Annotated in this window: 17 protein-coding genes; 7 read left to right on the top strand and 10 right to left on the bottom strand. The window is 75.3% G+C overall.

Going from position 1 to position 15,518, the window contains the following annotated elements; translation table 11 throughout:
- Window positions 1-15 precede the first annotated feature (15 nt).
- The 7 genes from AB0C17_RS25910 (at window position 16) to AB0C17_RS25880 (ending at window position 6,415) form a co-directional block, all read left to right on the top strand.
- On the top strand, window positions 16-996 hold the full coding sequence (locus tag AB0C17_RS25910; protein ID WP_357383219.1) for a sugar ABC transporter permease: 981 nt from the start codon (window positions 16-18) through the stop codon (window positions 994-996).
- Window positions 993-1,862 carry a carbohydrate ABC transporter permease gene (locus tag AB0C17_RS25905; RefSeq protein ID WP_043323561.1) on the top strand — a complete coding sequence of 290 codons (870 nt, stop codon included), beginning with the start codon at window positions 993-995 and terminating at the stop codon, window positions 1,860-1,862. Before AB0C17_RS25910 ends, AB0C17_RS25905 begins: the two co-directional genes overlap by 4 nt.
- Window positions 1,859-2,500, top strand: coding sequence for a hypothetical protein (locus tag AB0C17_RS25900; RefSeq protein WP_357480878.1), 642 nt, complete (start codon window positions 1,859-1,861; stop codon window positions 2,498-2,500). The genes AB0C17_RS25905 and AB0C17_RS25900 overlap by 4 nt, the downstream gene beginning before the upstream one ends.
- Complete coding sequence (locus AB0C17_RS25895; RefSeq protein WP_357473813.1) at window positions 2,497-3,345, top strand: PmoA family protein; 849 nt, start codon at window positions 2,497-2,499, stop codon at window positions 3,343-3,345. The genes AB0C17_RS25900 and AB0C17_RS25895 overlap by 4 nt, the downstream gene beginning before the upstream one ends.
- Window positions 3,346-3,440: 95 nt before the next feature.
- The gene (locus tag AB0C17_RS25890; protein ID WP_357387832.1) at window positions 3,441-4,370 is read left to right on the top strand and encodes a sugar kinase; all 930 of its coding nucleotides are present in this window, start codon (window positions 3,441-3,443) and stop codon (window positions 4,368-4,370) included.
- Between the two features lie 16 nt (window positions 4,371-4,386).
- Complete coding sequence (locus AB0C17_RS25885) at window positions 4,387-5,001, top strand: bifunctional 4-hydroxy-2-oxoglutarate aldolase/2-dehydro-3-deoxy-phosphogluconate aldolase (protein ID WP_357387830.1); 615 nt, start codon at window positions 4,387-4,389, stop codon at window positions 4,999-5,001.
- Between the two features lie 181 nt (window positions 5,002-5,182).
- Complete coding sequence (locus AB0C17_RS25880; protein ID WP_357480908.1) at window positions 5,183-6,415, top strand: extracellular solute-binding protein; 1,233 nt, start codon at window positions 5,183-5,185, stop codon at window positions 6,413-6,415.
- Between the two features lie 12 nt (window positions 6,416-6,427).
- Here the strand turns inward: AB0C17_RS25880 and AB0C17_RS25875 are convergent, their stop codons facing one another.
- The 10 genes from AB0C17_RS25875 to AB0C17_RS25830 all read right to left on the bottom strand — a co-directional run bounded on the left by AB0C17_RS25875 (window position 6,428) and on the right by AB0C17_RS25830 (window position 15,426).
- Window positions 6,428-7,192: a hypothetical protein gene (locus AB0C17_RS25875; RefSeq protein WP_357387828.1), complete on the bottom strand. Its 765-nt coding sequence runs from the start codon at window positions 7,190-7,192 to the stop codon at window positions 6,428-6,430.
- A gap of 18 nt (window positions 7,193-7,210) precedes the next feature.
- Entirely contained in the window at window positions 7,211-7,687 is a 477-nt protein-coding gene (locus tag AB0C17_RS25870) for a hypothetical protein (protein ID WP_357480875.1), read from the bottom strand.
- Window positions 7,684-8,604 carry a hypothetical protein gene (locus tag AB0C17_RS25865; RefSeq protein ID WP_357387824.1) on the bottom strand — a complete coding sequence of 307 codons (921 nt, stop codon included), beginning with the start codon at window positions 8,602-8,604 and terminating at the stop codon, window positions 7,684-7,686. Before AB0C17_RS25865 ends, AB0C17_RS25870 begins: the two co-directional genes overlap by 4 nt.
- On the bottom strand, window positions 8,601-9,296 hold the full coding sequence (locus tag AB0C17_RS25860; protein WP_357480872.1) for a phage tail protein: 696 nt from the start codon (window positions 9,294-9,296) through the stop codon (window positions 8,601-8,603). Before AB0C17_RS25860 ends, AB0C17_RS25865 begins: the two co-directional genes overlap by 4 nt.
- Complete coding sequence (locus AB0C17_RS25855; RefSeq protein WP_357480869.1) at window positions 9,277-11,898, bottom strand: putative baseplate assembly protein; 2,622 nt, start codon at window positions 11,896-11,898, stop codon at window positions 9,277-9,279. The genes AB0C17_RS25860 and AB0C17_RS25855 overlap by 20 nt, the downstream gene beginning before the upstream one ends.
- Window positions 11,895-12,335: a GPW/gp25 family protein gene (locus AB0C17_RS25850; protein WP_357480866.1), complete on the bottom strand. Its 441-nt coding sequence runs from the start codon at window positions 12,333-12,335 to the stop codon at window positions 11,895-11,897. Before AB0C17_RS25850 ends, AB0C17_RS25855 begins: the two co-directional genes overlap by 4 nt.
- Entirely contained in the window at window positions 12,332-12,670 is a 339-nt protein-coding gene (locus AB0C17_RS25845) for a hypothetical protein (protein ID WP_357387817.1), read from the bottom strand. The genes AB0C17_RS25850 and AB0C17_RS25845 overlap by 4 nt, the downstream gene beginning before the upstream one ends.
- Entirely contained in the window at window positions 12,670-14,241 is a 1,572-nt protein-coding gene (locus tag AB0C17_RS25840; protein ID WP_357387816.1) for a phage baseplate assembly protein V, read from the bottom strand. Before AB0C17_RS25840 ends, AB0C17_RS25845 begins: the two co-directional genes overlap by 1 nt.
- Window positions 14,242-14,326: 85 nt before the next feature.
- A complete protein-coding gene (locus tag AB0C17_RS25835; RefSeq protein ID WP_357387814.1) occupies window positions 14,327-15,085 on the bottom strand; it encodes a hypothetical protein in 759 nt (252 codons plus the stop codon).
- A complete protein-coding gene (locus tag AB0C17_RS25830; protein ID WP_357480864.1) occupies window positions 15,085-15,426 on the bottom strand; it encodes a hypothetical protein in 342 nt (113 codons plus the stop codon). The genes AB0C17_RS25835 and AB0C17_RS25830 overlap by 1 nt, the downstream gene beginning before the upstream one ends.
- Window positions 15,427-15,518 lie beyond the last annotated feature (92 nt).

Below are 15,518 nucleotides of genomic sequence, written 5' to 3'. Positions count from 1 at the left end.
GAAAGGACCGGTCCCGTGGCTCTCACCACGGTGCCCGGCCGGACCCCGCGTACCGGACCGGCCGGCCCCCGCCCCACGCGGCGCGGGGCCGGCCGGGCCCGGCTCGGCGAGGGTCTGGCGGGGTACGTCTTCCTCTCGCCCTGGCTCATCGGACTGATGGGCGTCACGGCGATCCCCATGTTGCTCTCGCTCTGGCTGAGCTTCACCGACTACGACATCCTCACCCCGCTGTCCGAGGTGCGGTGGGTGGGGCTGGCCAACTACGAGCGGATGTTCACCGCCGACCCGTCGTACTGGCACGCGGTGCGGGTCACGCTGACGTTCGCGCTGATCGCGGTGCCGCTGAAGCTGGCCGCCGCGCTCGGTGTGGCGCTGCTGCTCAACCGCGCCTGGCGCGGCGTCGGGCTGTTCCGCAGCCTGTTCTACCTGCCGTCGCTGCTCGGCGGCAGCGTCGCGCTGGCGATCGTCTGGGTAAACATGTTCAACCGGGACGGCGCGTTCAACTCGTTCCTCGCCCTGTTCGGCGTCGAGGGGCTGCCCTGGGTCGCCGACCCGGACTGGGCGCTGGAGACGCTGATGGTGCTGGCGATCTGGCAGTTCGGCGCACCCATGGTGATCTTCCTGGCCGGGCTCAAGCAGGTGCCCACCGAGCTGTACGAGGCGGCGGCCGTCGACGGCGCCGGGGCGTGGCGGCGCTTCCGCGCGGTCACGCTGCCCATGCTCTCCCCGGTGATCTTCTTCAACCTGGTGCTGGAGACGATCAACGGCTTCCAGGGCTTCACCGCCGCGTTCGTGCTCAGCAACGGCACCGGCGGCCCTGTCGACTCCACCCTCATGTACACGCTGAAGCTCTACATCTCCGGCTTCACCGACCTGGAGATGGGCTACGCCTCGGCGATGGCGTGGGTGTTCCTGGTGGCGATCGGCCTGGTCACCGCCGTCTTCTTCAGCACCGGCCGGTTCTGGGTGCACTACTCGGACGGAGACGACTCATGACGGCGCTTCCTGTCGCCCGCCGCCGGCCGGGCAGCGGCCGCAACGTCCTGCGGCTGGTCGTGCTCGTGGCGATCGTCGCGGTGGTGCTCTACCCGCTGTTCTGGATGCTCGGCACGTCGGTCAAGTCGCAGGCCGAGATCGTCAACAACGTCGGCCTGCTGCCGGAGGTGTTCACCCCCGGCAACTACGTCGACGGCTGGACCAACTTCGACATCAGCTTCGGCCGGTTCTTCCTCAACAGCGCAGTGGTCAGCGCGCTCACCGTCGTCGGCAACGCGCTGTCCTGCCTGCTCGCCGCGTACGCCCTGGGCCGGCTGCGGTTTCGGCTGCGCAAGCTGTGGTTCACCGTCATGATCGGAACGCTGCTGCTGCCCGGGCACGTGCTGATCGTGCCGCAGTACATCCTGTTCCGCAGCCTCGGCCTGGTCGGCGGCGACTGGCCGTACCTGCCGCTGCTGGTGCCGCAGTTCCTGGCCACCGAGGCGTTCTTCGTCTTCCTCATGGTGCAGTTCATGCGCGGCATCCCGCGCGAGCTGGACGAGGCGGCCACCATCGACGGCGCGTCCCCGTACGGCGTGTTCCGGCACGTCATCCTGCCGCTGAGCCGCCCGGCGCTGGTCACCACGGCGATCTTCTCGTTCATCTGGACCTGGAACGACTTCTTCCGGCAGCTGGTGTTCCTGTCCAGCCTGGAGGACTACACAGTCCCGGTGGCGCTGACCCTGTTCATCGACTCGACCAGCCAGAGCGCCGTCGGCCCCATGTTCGCCATGTCCGTGCTGTCGCTGCTGCCGGTGTTCCTGTTCTTCCTGGCCTTCCAGCGGATGCTCGTCGAGGGCATCAACACCAGCGGGCTGAAGGGATGACCGCCGTGCCCGCCTCCACCGACGCCCTGCCCGCCCATCCCGACACCGTGCCGGCCCGCGCCGACTGGCGGGACACGCTGCGCGAGGCGACCGACCTGGCGCTGCTCGGCTTCGCCGTGGCGCTCGCCGCGCTGCCGGTGCTCACGCTCGCCCCGGCGCTCGCCACGGCCAGCGCCGCGCTGCACGACAGGTCGGTCACCGGCGCCTGGCCCGACGCGCGGACCAGCCTCACCCGGTTCGGCCGCGCGCTGCCCGCCGGGCTCGCGGCCAGCGCCGTCGCGCTCGCCGCCGCCGCGCTGCTCGCCGCCGACCTGGTCGCGCTCGCCACCGGCCGGGTGCCCGGCGGCCGGCCCGCGCTCGCGCTCACCACCGTCGCGGTGGCGGTCCTGCTCGGGTACGCGGGCCTGGTCGCCGTCGCGGTCGGGCGCACCGGCGGCCGGGGCTGGCGGACCGCCGCCCGCCGGGTGGCGCGTTCCTGCCCGGAGCGCCCCGGCGTGTGGGCCGCCGCCTCCGGCGTCTGCGCCCTCGCCCTGGTGCTGGCCGTGCTGGTCACGCCGGTCGCGGTGCCGATCCTCGGCGGCTACGCCCTCGCCGCGCTGCACGCGCTGGATGCCCGCCGCCCGGTGGTGCCGTCGTGACCGCCGAACCCCGGCTGGTCGTGGGCGGTGCCGAGGTGGCCCGGTACGTGCTCCGGCCCGACCTGGACCCGCGCCACGGGCCCCGGCCCTACCTGCATCCGATACGGACCCGGGCCGGCACCCCGGTGACCGACGCGCTCCCGGCCGACCACGTCTGGCACCTCGGCGCGTCGCTGGCCGTGCAGGACGTGGACGGCGTCAACCTGTGGGGCGGCCGGACGTACGTGCGCGGCAGCGGCTACACCTGGCGCGACGACCACGGCGTCATCGCGCACACCGGCTGGCGGGAGCGCGCCGCCGACCGGCTCGACCACGACCTGGAATGGCGGGACCGGCACGGCCGGGTGCTGCTGCGCGAACACCGGCGGATCACCGCCACCCCCGCCGGGGAGGACGCCTGGTGGCTGCACCTGTCCGCCACGCTCACCGCCGCCACCGGCGCCGGCGTGCACCTGGGCAGCCCGGCCACGAACGGCCGGCCGGGCGGTGCCGGGTACGGCGGCTTCTTCTGGCGGGCGGTGGCCGACGGGGAACCGCTGGTGCGGACCGCCGACGCGGCAGGCGAGGAGGCGGTGAACGGCTCGGCCGCGCCCTGGCTGGCGCTGACCGCCACGGCACCGGGTGGCGGCGCGTACACGCTGGTGTTCACCGGTCTGGGGCCGGGCGACAGGTGGTTCGCGCGCAGCGCCATGTACCCGGGCGTCTGCGTCGCGTACGCGTTCGACACCCCGGCCGTGGTCGCCGCCGGGCAGCCCCGGCACAACCGGCACCGGGTGCTGGTCGCCGACGGCCACCTCGACCCGGCCGACGTGGCGGCCCGGCTGGACGCGACGGTCCTCCGGTGAGCGAGCCGCCTGCCCCCGGTGCCGCTGTGGCGGGCCGAGGCGCTACCGCTGCCGAGGGCCGAGGCGGCGCCGGGAGCGGGCCGGAGGTGGTCTGCGTGGGCGAGACGATGGTGGTGCTCGCCCCTGATGACGGCGGGCGGCTGGAGCACGCCGCGCGGCTGGCGGTCGGCGTGGGCGGCGCGGAGTCCAACGTGGCGGCCGGGCTGGCCCGGCTCGGGCACCGCGCGGCGTGGGTCAGCCGGGTCGGTGACGACCCGTTCGGCCGGCGGGTGGTGGCCGAGGTCGCAGCCGCGGGCGTGGACGTCTCACTGGTCACCGTCGATCAGGACGCGCCGACCGGGGTCTACCTGAAGGATCCGGGGCCGGACCGCACCCTCGTGCACTACCACCGGGCCGGGTCGGCCGCGAGCCGCCTCGGCCCGGCCGACCTGGCGCATCCCGGGCTCGCCGGGGCGCGGCTGCTGCACCTGTCCGGGATCACCGCAGCGCTCTCCGGCACCTGCCGTGACCTGCTGACATCGGCGCTGGCCGGGCGCGTGCTGCCGGGAGCCCGGGTCAGCTTCGACGTGAACCACCGGCCGGCGCTCTGGCCCGCCGACCGGGCCGGCCCGGTCCTGCGTGGCCTGGCCGACCGCGCCGACGTGGTGCTGGTCGGGCTGGACGAGGCGGCAGTGCTCTGGTCGGTGGACGATCCGGTGGCGGTCCGCGCGCTGCTGCCCGGCCCGGAGCTGGTGGTGGTCAAGGACGGGCCGGTCGGCGCGACGGCGTTGCCGCGTACCGGGCCGGCGGTGGTCGTGCCGGCGTTGCCGGTGGACGTGGTGGAGCCGGTCGGCGCCGGGGACGCGTTCGCCGCCGGGTTCCTCTCCGGGCTGCTGCGCGGTCTCGACCTGCGAGCCTGCCTGCGGCTGGGTCACCTGACCGCCGCGCCGGTGCTTGCCGTTGCGGGCGACACCGCGCCACCGCCGGACCGGGAGACGATCGCGCGGGCGCTGGCGCTGCCGGACGAGGCGTGGACCGAGCGGTGACGGAAGGGAGCGGAAGATGAGCGGGCACGCCTTCGAGGCCCTGTTCGGCGACGCGCGGGTGATGGTGATCCTGCGTGACCTGCCGCCGGAGGAGACGGTCCGGCTGGCGGAACTGGCCTGGGATCTCGGCATCGCTGTGGTGGAGGTGCCCATCCGTACCCCGGAGGCGGTGCCGGCGCTGCGCGCCGCCGTGACGGCCGGGCGGCGGCGGGACCGGATCGTCGGCGCGGGCACCGTGCGTACCCCGGCGCAGGTCCACGACGCGGTGGCCGCCGGGGCGGCGTTCACGGTGGCGCCGGGCCTGGACCTGGCGGTGGCCGACGCGGCGGCCGGTCTCGGCGTGCCGCACCTGCCCGGCGTGGCCACCCCGACCGAGGCGCAGCGGGCGCTCGACCACGGCCTGGTGTGGCTCAAGGCGTTCCCGGCGGTCAGCCTCGGCCCGGCGTGGTTCCGGGCGGTGGCCGGGCCGCTGCCGGAGGCCCGGTTCGTGGCCACCGGCGGTGTCGACGCCGGCAACGCGGGTGACTTCCTCGCCGCCGGGGCGCGCGTGGTGGCGGTCGGGTCGGCGCTCACCGATCCGGCGCAACTGCCGCGCCTGGCCACGCTCGCCGCAGGCGGGGCGGCCACCTGACCGCCGTGTGGTGGATCCGGTGGCGCGACGACCGTATCTTCGTAGCCGACACGGGGACCCGGCGGCCGAGGAGGATCTGATCCGCGCTCTTGCCAGGCACGCCGACGGCGTGTCGCTGTCCAGTCCTCTGTCCCGGCGGCTGCTGCTGCGTGGCCTGCTGGCCGGCGCGGCCGCAGCGCCGATGACGGGCGCCGCGGCCTGCGGCGACGACGAGGACGCGCCCGTCGACCCGGACGCCCCGGTCGAGCTCTCCGTCTTCTGGTCGGGCACCGAAGCGCGGGCCAGGCTGACCGAGGAGGTGCTGGCCCTCTACACCAGGAAGCACCCGAACGTGACCTTCACGAAGACCTGGCAGACCGACCAGGGCTACTTCGACAGGCTGGCCGAGCTCACCGCCGGCGACAAGGCGCCGGACATCTTCCAGATCGACGACGACCACCTGGCCGAGTACGCGGCGCGGCGGACGCTCGCCGGGCTGCTCTACTACCAGGGGGCGCGCAAGCTGGAGACCCGCCCGATGCACGACAGCCTCTGGCGGTACGGCTACGTGGACGGGGAATTCGTCGGCGTGCCCGCCGGGGAGAACACCCAGGGCCTGGTCTACAACAGGACGCTGCTGACCCGCCACGGGCTGCCCGAGCCGACCACCGGCATGACGTGGGAGCAGCACATCGCCTGGGCCGAGCAGGTGACGAGGAAGGCCGAGGTCCCGGGTACCCAGGATCCGAGCGCCGACGACAAGGCGCTCTGGGTGTGGCTGCGCCAGCAGGGCAAGGATCTGTACCAGGACAAGGGCCTCGGCTTCACCGTCGAGGACGTGACGCGGTGGTTCGAGCTGTGGTCCGGCGCCCGCGACCGGGGGGCGACGCCGACGCCGGACGTCATCCGCCAGGGAAACACCAGCGACGTCACCAGGCAGCTGGTGGTCACCGGCAGGGCGGCCACGTCCTGGGTCTGGGCCGGCCAGATGCCGGACCTGCAGAAGAGCACCACTGACGAGCTGGGCGTGGTGGCGTACCCGGGTGACCCGAGCGCACAGTGGGCCCGCGCCGAGACGTACTGGTCGGTGCACAGGCGCAGCGGGAAGAAGGACGCCGCGGTCGACGTCATCAACTTCATGCTCAACGATCCCGAAGCGGTGGTGCTGCTCGGCACCGACCGTGGCCTGCCGCCCAACGTCGACCTGCGCGCCAAGCTCGGCGAGACGGTCACCGACCCGGCCGTGAAGCGGTCCATCCGGTTCGGATCCGAGCTGGCGAAGACGTTCGGCGACGGCCCGCGGCCACCGCTCAAGGGACACCGCGCGGTGAGGTCCGAGCTGGTCAAGGCCGCCGAGAACGCCCAGTCCGGCCGGGCCACCCCGGCTCGGGCGGCGGAACAGTTCGTCGCCGCCGCCTCGGCCGCGATCGCCTGACCGGCCGCGCGGTCACGTGACCGTACGGCCGGACGTGGTGGCGGTGGTCCGGACCGCCTTGACGATCGCCGGGATCGACCCGATCAGCAGCACCAGCGCCCAGATCAGCGCCACCACGGCGAACACCACGGCGCCCAGGTCGTCCAGGATGCTGACCAGGATCACCGGCACCAGGCCGTGCAGGAACTGCAGCACCACTGTGCACAGCAGCGTGGTCAGCGCCAGCGCGACGAGGCCCTTGTTGCGCAGGAACCGGGGCTGGGCGGCGAGCAGCAGCCCGGCCCAGACCAGTTTGAGCAGCAGCGCCAGCCCGAGCAGCGCCGCCGCGTCGTCGACCGGGAAGAACCCCCAGACCGCCAGGTAGGCCAGCGTGCCGAACGGCGGCGCCAGGAACAGCGACACCATCACGGTCAGCTCGACGAACGCGACGACCAGCAGGACCAGCGACACCAGCAGCAGCACGATCGAGAAGACGAGCGTGGCCACGCCCTGCACCCGGCCCTGCACGCGGTCCGGCAGCACCAGGCTCAGGCAGAACAGGCCGGTCGTCCAGAGCGCCACCACGTCGATCAGCGCCAGGTAGCCGATGCCGCGCCCGGACGGCTCGGACACCGCGCCGACGTCGCCCAGCTCGACGCCGAGCTGCCCGGCGCTGCCCCGCAGCGCGCCGCTGGCGTCGCCGCCGCCGGTCAGCGCCGCCGCGCCCAGCTCCACGCCCACCACGAGCGCCACCGCGAGCAGGGCCAGCAGCAGGAACGGCTTGCGCAACTCACCCATGCCGCGTCTCCGTACCGGTCAGGACCGGGCCAGCGTGACAGCGCATCCGCCACCTCCCGGACAGCGCAGGAGCACCTCGGTCTCCCGGTCCACAGCCACCTTCGTCACCGCCGGGCCGTCCGCGTCCGGCGCGACCTCGTCGGTGACTGTGACGTCCGCGTCGCCGGGCGCGGGGGCGGTCACCTGGAACGGCGTCGTGCCGCGCAGCACGAGCGTGCGCAGCGCGCCCGGGTCGGCGACCCGCAGCCGGCACACCGTCCCGAAGGTGAGCGCCACCCCGTCGGCGGTGGTGACCGGTTCGGCGGCCGGCGGCAGGCACGTCACCGCCACCTTGGCCGGGTCGACCGTCCCGGATCCGCGCCCGAGCCGGGCCAGCGCGCCCGGCCCGGCCGCCGGGTCGCCCGGGTCGTCGCGGCGACCGGCCACCGCCGTCACGTACAGCGCCACCAGCAGCACAGCAACCGCCACCAGCAGCAGCTTCTGCCGCCCACTCATGGCCGGACGACGGGCGTGAAGCGGATCTCGTCGACCCCGGCGAAGTACCTGTCGGTGCCCTGGGTCTTGCTCACCGCCACCAGCGTCAGCGTGTGCGGGCCGCGGGCCAGCTCCACTGTGCCCACGTCCACCTCGCCGGTGCGGACCACCGTCGGGCTGAACCCGAAGAACGTGTCGCCGACCTGCCGGCCGTCTACCAGCCAGATCGTGTTCGCGTAGTCGAACGAGGTGGTGCGGACGGTGGAGAACCGCCAGGTGCCGTCGGACGGCACGTCCACCCGCACCGTCACCCGGTCACCGACCGCCCGGCCCAGGAAGAACAGTTGCGCGTCGCCGGACCACTCCACGTCGCAGCAGTTCTCCTGCGCCACCACCTCCGCCTTCACGGCACCGGTGGACTGCACCGCAGCGCCGGCGACGAGCGTCTCCGCCTCCACCGCCACCGCATTCGCCTGCGGCGGTGCCGGGGCGTCCGGCCCGCGGGTCACCAGCCAGGCCACCACCCCGGCCACGACCAGCACCAGCGCCGCGGCGGCCGCGATCCACGGCCACGGCGCGCGCTTCGGGGGTACGACGGCCCGCACGTCGTACGTGACCCGGCCGCTGGAGCGGGAACTCTCCTCCGGCGCGGTGTTCGCCGAGTACGCGAACCCGGTCATGTCGTAGCGCCGGGGCGGCGTGCCGGGCGGCACGGCGAGCCGGACCAGGAACGACACCGACCCCTGCCCGGGTACCACCCGCTGCGGTTCGGCGATCGTGAACCAGGCCCGCTGGCTGCCCTCGCCGGGCGCGACGTCGAAGACGACGGTGTCCGGCGCGGTGCCCGGGTTGGACACGGTGAACGTCAGCTCACCGGCGTTGCGGGCATCAAGTGTGAACTGCTCGGCGGCGGCGACGACTGTCCATTCGGTGGTCATGACGGCTCCTCGGGCGGATCGTGGGGCAGGGGTGCGGGCACGTGCGCCCGGCCGACCGCGCGCACCGAAGCCACCCCGGCGGCGGGCTCGGCGTCGTCCGGCCCGGGCGTGGGCGGAGGGCCCGGTTCCGGCGGTCCCGCTGCGGGCGGGCCGGGGTCGGGCGGCGTCGGCTCGGAGGGCGGGCCGTCCGGGCCGGTGACGACCTCGACGGTGACCGCGGCCGGCTTCTCGGCCTCGACGATGCGGGTGACCAGCGCGAGCCGGCCGGCGGCGGCCGGTGGCACCCGCACCACCAGGTGGAACGGCCGATCGGGCGGCTCGTCCAGCACGAACCCGGTCACGCCGGTGGCCAGTTCCAACGCGGTCCGCATCCCGTGCGGGGTGCCGCGCCAGCGGGCCAGCAGCGCGCCGTGCGCCACCAGGTCCCGCAGGCGGCCTGCCGGCAACGGCAGTGGCGCGTCGGCGCGGGGCGCGGCGACCACGTGGTCCATCGCCACCCAGCGGGTCAGGTACGCCACGAACCCGTCCGGCGTCCGGTACGGCGCGAACAACGCGTCGACGTCGGCGAGCACCGCCTCGTCCGGGGCGTGCAGCGCCTCCATCACGTCCAGCAGCGCGCCCAGCACGCTGCCCGGGCCGGCGGCCCGCTGGTACGCGGCCGGAAGCAGCCGCTCAATCGCCGCTCGGCGCATCCTGCCGCACCACCTCGATGTCGTGCTCGCCGGAGCAGAGCAGCCAGGTGCCGGGGACGGTGACCACGTCGGCGGTGGCCTGGTTGGCGCTGGCGGTCCAGTCCGCGCCGTCGCCGCTGCGGAACACGCCGCGCTCGCCACCGGCGAGCACCAGCCGCCCGGCGCCGGACGTGCCGGTGGGCGCGGTGGCGGCGATGGTGTCGACCGGGACGAACCGGGTCCGGTCCCGCAACGGCAGGCCGCAGTTGACCATCACCGGCGACCACTGCGGCTGCCCGGCGAGCGTGTCGAGCCGGACCACGCCGCCGCTCTGCGTCGCGGCCAGCGCCAGCTGGCCGCTGAACGCCAGGTCGCGGCAGGTGCCGCCGATCCAGCCGGACGCCATCGACTGCCACTTCACGTCCGACTCGAACAGCCGGGTGCGATGGCAGCCCTGGCCGGGCTTCTTCGGGTCCGGTTCGCCCGCGCCGCACCACAGCAGCGTGGCCGGGCCGTCGTACTGCACGGCGAGCACCCGGTTGTCCACGTTGGCGAGGCCGACGTGGGCGAACGTGCCGGGCCGTCCGGCAGCCGTGGACAGGTAGACGCCGAATCCGGCCTGCGCGGCGACCGCCACGCCGGGTGCGCCGCGCTCGGAGACGAACGCGCGCACCGCGTAGAAGCCCCGGTCCGCGTCGGCCGGGTCGACGAGGATCTGCAACGGCACCGCGTTCGGCAGCAGCGGCACCTCGTACAGGCCGGTGTCGGTGGCCAGCAGCAGCGCGCCGGTGCCGTCCCGGTCGATCCAGGCCAGGTCGCGTACGCCGGAGTCGAGGTCGGTCAGCAGGGTCCACGTCTCACCCAGGTCGGTGCTCAGCCGCACCCGGGAGCCACCGGCGTCGCGGCTGGTCACCACCGCCACCGAACCGGCCCGGGGGACCACACCGGGGCGTACCGGGGCGGGCGCGGGCACCACCCGCACCACCGTCTCGCCGTCGAACCGGCCGGCCGGTTCCCAGCCGGCACCGGCGTTCGTGGAGCGGAACAGCACCGGGCCGCCGCCTGCGTACCAGGTGTCGGCCTGGTACTGGTCGACCGCCACGGTGCGCACCCGCGCGTCGGGGGCCTCGTCGACCACGAACCGCACCGACTCGACGTAGCGCACGCCCGGCTCGGCGTGCTCCAGCATCCGGTACACGTTCGAGGCGCGCAGCGGCTCGCCGAAGGCCCACCCGGCCGGGTTGAGCGGCGTGGGCAGCGGGCTGAGCGTCTGGTGCAGCCGGTCGTGGATGCGGCGGCGCACCGCGTCCACGTCCTCCTCGCGGCGCACCACCACCCGCGCCTGGATGGACACCGCCTTGTAGCGGGCCCAGCCCGCGCGCACCGCCGTACCCAGGGCCCGGCGGCGTTCCAGGTCGGCCTCGACCCGGCGGCGGGCCTCCTCCACCTCGTGCTCGCGCAGCACCGCCACCGGCAGCCGCCCGCCGGGGCGGGCCGCGTCCGGCACGTACGGCACCAGCACCACCTCGACCTCGCCGGGCCGGGCGAAGCTGTAGACGGCCGCCCTGGTGAACGCCCGCGCCCGCGCCACCGCCCCGGAGCCGGTGGCCAGGATCTCGAAGTCCCGGGCGGTGACCGCGCGCTGCTGGGCGAAGAACTCGTACGGCCCGCGCGCCAGCACCGACTCCAGCGACTCCAGCTCCCGCCCGCCGGTGGCCGGCTCCGGGTTGTCCACGCTCACCCCGGGCAGCGGGTCGCGCAGGCTTGTGAGCACGCCCGCCGCCACGTTGCCGGCGGGCCCGCCGCCGCAGCGGTACCAGAGCCGCACCTGCCGCCCGGCCGGCGGCACCGCAGCCACCGTGGTCGCCCCGGCCGCCCCCTCGACGGCCGGGGCGCCCACGTCCGGGCGCAGGTCCAGCGCCGGGGCGAACGTGACCACCCCGGAGGCCCGGTCCACCAGGTAGACCTTCGCCTGCGGCCCGACCCCGGCGAAGCTGTCCACCGGCCGCCAGATCTCGTACGTGCGCCCCTCGTGCTCGCGGGCCGCCGCGCCCAGCTCCACCGAACCCGCCGGCACCTCCACCCCGAGCAGCAGGTCAATCGCCTCGGTGGTCCGCGTCAGCGGCGCGCGGGCGGCCCGGAGGACCTGACCGGGCTGTCCGGTGCCGGTGCCCAGCAGTTCCGCCTCGACCGGCTCGCAGTGGTGCACGCGTACCGTCGCCGTGGTCTCCCCGGCGGGCAGCACCGCCGGTTCGGTGGTCACGAAGACGACCGGCCGGGGGTCCGCGCCGCGGGCCGCGGCGATCCGGGTGCCGGCCGGCACCCGCACCGGGCCGCGGTCCGGGCCGGTCCGGGTCAGGCGCACGTCCGCCCAGGCCGCCGCCGGTGGGTGCCGGGTGACGCCGAGCAGGTTCAGGAACGCCACGTACGCCTTCTCCGGCAACTGGTTCAGCCGGTAGATCATCACCTCGGTCAGGTAGGCGAACGCCTCCAGCAGCGCCATGCCGGGATCGTGCGCGGACAGGTCGGTCCAGTCCGGGCAGGACCGGGCGATGCGTTCCCGCGCCTCGGTGACCAGGTCGAGGAAGGCGCGGTCGTCCAGGTGCGGCACCGGCAGCGTCATGGCGTGCCCTCCTCGTCTCCGGTCTCCTCGTCGGCGGGCAGCAGGTCCACGGAGAACACCAGGTGGCCGGGGGAGAGGCTGGCCCGCACCCGGTAGTCCAGCCGGATCACCAGGCGCCACGGGTCGTCCGGGTCCGGGCCGGCGTCCACGTCCAGCACCTCCACCCGGGGCTCCCAGCGCCGGATCGCCTGCCGCACGTAGTGGATCGCCAGCCCGGCGGTGGTGTCGTCGTTGGGCGCGAAGACGAGCCGGTGCAGCCGCGACCCGTACCCGGGGCGCATCAGCCGTTCCCCGGGCGTGGTGGACAGCAGCAGGTACAGCGCCTGGCGTACCGTCTCGTCGCCGTCGGTCATGGCGAGCCCGCCGGCGGCGGTGAGCGCGAGACCACCGGCGCGGCCGGCGTCGAAACCGGCGCCGACGAAGCGGAAGGCCCTCATGCGTCCGCCCCCAGGAATCCCTGCCGCACGTCGCGGACCTGGTGGTGCACGGTGCCCGGCGGGGTGCCGTCGGTCAGCCCGTCCAGGTGGGACAGCACCACCGGCTGCCGGTCCACCCGCACCCACGTGCTGTAACCCACTGTCACGGTCAGCGTGTGCAGGCACGGCTTGATCGTCGGGCCGTAGTTGGGGCAGGCGGTGATGTCGCGCCCCTCCGGGTCGGGACGGATCAGCACCGGCACGGCCTGGACGGTGACCCAGTCCTGGGACGGGCGGTTGCGCACCCGCCCGTCGTGCCCGCAGGTGATCAGCGAGTCGCGGTGGATCCAGCGCATCAGCCACCTCCGGCGGAACGGGCGAGCGTACGGGCCTGCGCGGCGGCGGTCTCGGCGTCCTCGGCCGCCGGTGCGTGCAGGAAGTCGACTGTGCGGCCGCGCACCACGACGGCCCGGCCGGGCGCGGAGAGCACCAGGTCACCGGCGGCGTGCACGGTGGTCAGCTCGGGACGCAGCTCGACGAAGCTGCCCGCGTCGGTGGCCAGCCGCAGCGTGCGGCCGTCGTCGTCGATCACGATCGACTGCCCGGTGCCGGTCCGCATCGACCAGCGGCGCGACCGCCCGGAGACGATCCCGGTGTCGTACGGCTCCACCGCGCCGAACAGCGAACCGAGCACCACGCCCGAGGCGGGTTCGCCGCCGGGCAGCGCCACCAGCACGGTGTCGTCCGGGTCGGGCAGCGCGACGATCCCCTTGCCCCGGCCCGCGCCCGGGCAGAGCACCGCGAGCCAGCCGGCGTCCAGATCGCCGTACGCCGGGAGCGTCACCCGGGCCCGGCCCAGCCCCTCCGGGTCGTCGATGTCCGTGACGGTGCCGAGCGTGACAGTCGCCGCAGGTGGCGCGGCCGACGGCGGCTGGCCGGGCGGCGCGGTGGAGAACCGGGTCAGGTGCCCGTCCGCGTCCACCGTGTGCACCACCTCGGTGAGCACGTACACCCCGGCGACCGGCTCCGGGACGCCCGCGAGGACGATCCGCCGGCCGGGCCGCAGCGCCGGGTCGCCCTCCGCGGTGCCCTCGGCGGTGACGAGCGCCGCCACCCGGGCGTCCAGCCCGGCCTGGGCCAGCGCCGCCAGCTCGTCGTCGCTGCGGCCCGGCTGGTCCACAGCGGTACGGACGCGGCCCGCGCCGACGTCGCCCGGGTCGGGGCGCAGCGGGATGCGCCGCCCGCTGCGTGCCTCGTCCGCGCGCTGGCTCAGCGCCTCGGCGCGTTGCGGATGCCACCCGAGTACGGCGCACTCCGCGCCGGCCCGGTCCAGGTTCTCGGTGACCCGCAGCGCGTGCACCGTCTCGCCGAGCGTCAACGGCAGCGGCTCCCCGTACCCGTCCAGTGTGAACATCCGCAGCCGGTCGCCGTCGGCGCTCAGGTGCAGCCCGGCCCGGCCGGCCACCTCGCACAGCAGGTCGAGGTCGGTGTGCCGGTGCTGGAGCAGCCGGTCCAGGCGCGGCCCGTCGTCCTCCGCCGCCACGCCCAACCCCAGCCCGGCGCACAGCTCGGCGGCCAGCTCGGCGGCGGTCACCGACTCGAACACCCGCAGTTCCTGCCGTTTGCGCAGCCGGTGCAGCGGGTCGTACGCCCGGATCCGCGCCAGTGCGACGCCGTCACCGGCGTACTCCCGCTCGACCGCTGTCACCTCGCCGGTGAACAGCGCCTCCGCCTGGCCGTCGAGGCGTACGCCGACTGTGGCGCCGGGGCGTACCGGCGGGTCGAGCGGGCCCGCGCCGGGAGCGGCGGTGAGCGTCAGCTCGCACTGCGCCGGCCGGTCGAGGCGGGCGGCGACGCGGATGCCGCGCAGCCGGGACGGGTCGGCCAGCGGCCGGCCGTCGACTGTGACCAGGGCGGCTCGGCTCACGGCGCACCCCCGGCGGACGCGGCCACCGTCGCGCACCACACCGGCACCAAGGTCGCTCGCCGCGCGGCGCCGGTGGTGTGGCCCGTCACGGGGTGCCGCCCGTGGTGACCGCGTCGGGCGGGGCCGTGGCGGCGCCGACCGGGGGGACGGCGAGCGCGGTGCCGGCGGGCACGGTGAGCGGGTCGGTGATGCGGTTGTGCTCGGCGAGCAGCCGCCAGCGCAGCGGCGAGCCCAGCGCGTCGTGGGCGAGCAGGTCGAAGCGCACCCCGGACCAGCCCGGCTCGGCCGCCCCGTCGGCGGCGGCGACCACCGCCGACCCGGGCGCGACAGCCGGCGTGCTCGTGGCGGCCAGCTCCTCCTCGAACCCGGAGCGCGCCGCCTCCGCGCCCTCAGCGACGCGGACCAGCTTCAGCCGCAGCCACGACCGCCGGGGCGTGCCGGTGAGCGTGAACGCGTCGAAGCGTTCCGCGATCGCGGTGATCACGCCCGGGACGTTCCAGGTCTTGCCCCAGACCAGGCGGACCAGCGGCGGGCGCAGCCAGCCGTGCTCGACAGCCGAGTTCTCGGCCAGCATCCACAGCGGCCGGGTCAGCGCGCGCACGTCCTCGGGGCGGGCCGGCGACTCCACGAAGTCCACGTCGAAGAGCAGGTCGAGGACCAGTTCGGTACGCCCACCGCCGGTGAAGACCAGCGGGTCGTCGGCCAGCCCGGCGCCGGTGAGCGTCCCGTCGGGCCCGCCACGCGGGCGTACCCCGGCCAGCCGGGTCACCCGGACGGTCTCCGGGTTGAGCAGGCAGTCGACCCGGGTGCCGGACTCGTCCACGAGGAAGGCGACACGCTCCATCAGTCACCCGCCTGTTCCCGGTCCAGCCGGGCCGTGTCGCTCCACGGCGTGGCCCGCTCGGGAAGCCATGCCGGTTCGGCCGGGAGCACCGGCCACGGGTCCGCGTGCGGCGGGCCGCCCTCGGCGGTTTGGTGCGCGGAGACCGCGGTCCGGGTCCGGCCGAAGTCGTCCGGCAGGGCCGGCCACGGGCCGGAAGGCGTGGACTCGGGCCGGTGCCGATATCGCGCCGGACGCTCGCCGTCGGTCGCCGGTCCGGGCCCTTCGGGGTGCGGCTCGGCGGCGCGTCCTCGCTGGTGGGTGGCCGCCTCGGGGAGCCCGAACCGGTCGCCTCCGGCGGGCATGATCGGCCCCGGTCGTGCGTCCAGTGGGGCGGCCGGTCGTGCGGCCTGTCCTGTGGCCTGTCGTGCGGCGGCGAGGAGGAGTGGGAGGACGT

The organism is Micromonospora sp. NPDC048887 (assembly GCF_040649715.1).
Taxonomy (GTDB): Bacteria; Actinomycetota; Actinomycetes; order Mycobacteriales; family Micromonosporaceae; genus Micromonospora.
Note: the sequence above shows the minus strand (reverse complement) of the source record. Positions and strands in the feature narration are given on the sequence as shown.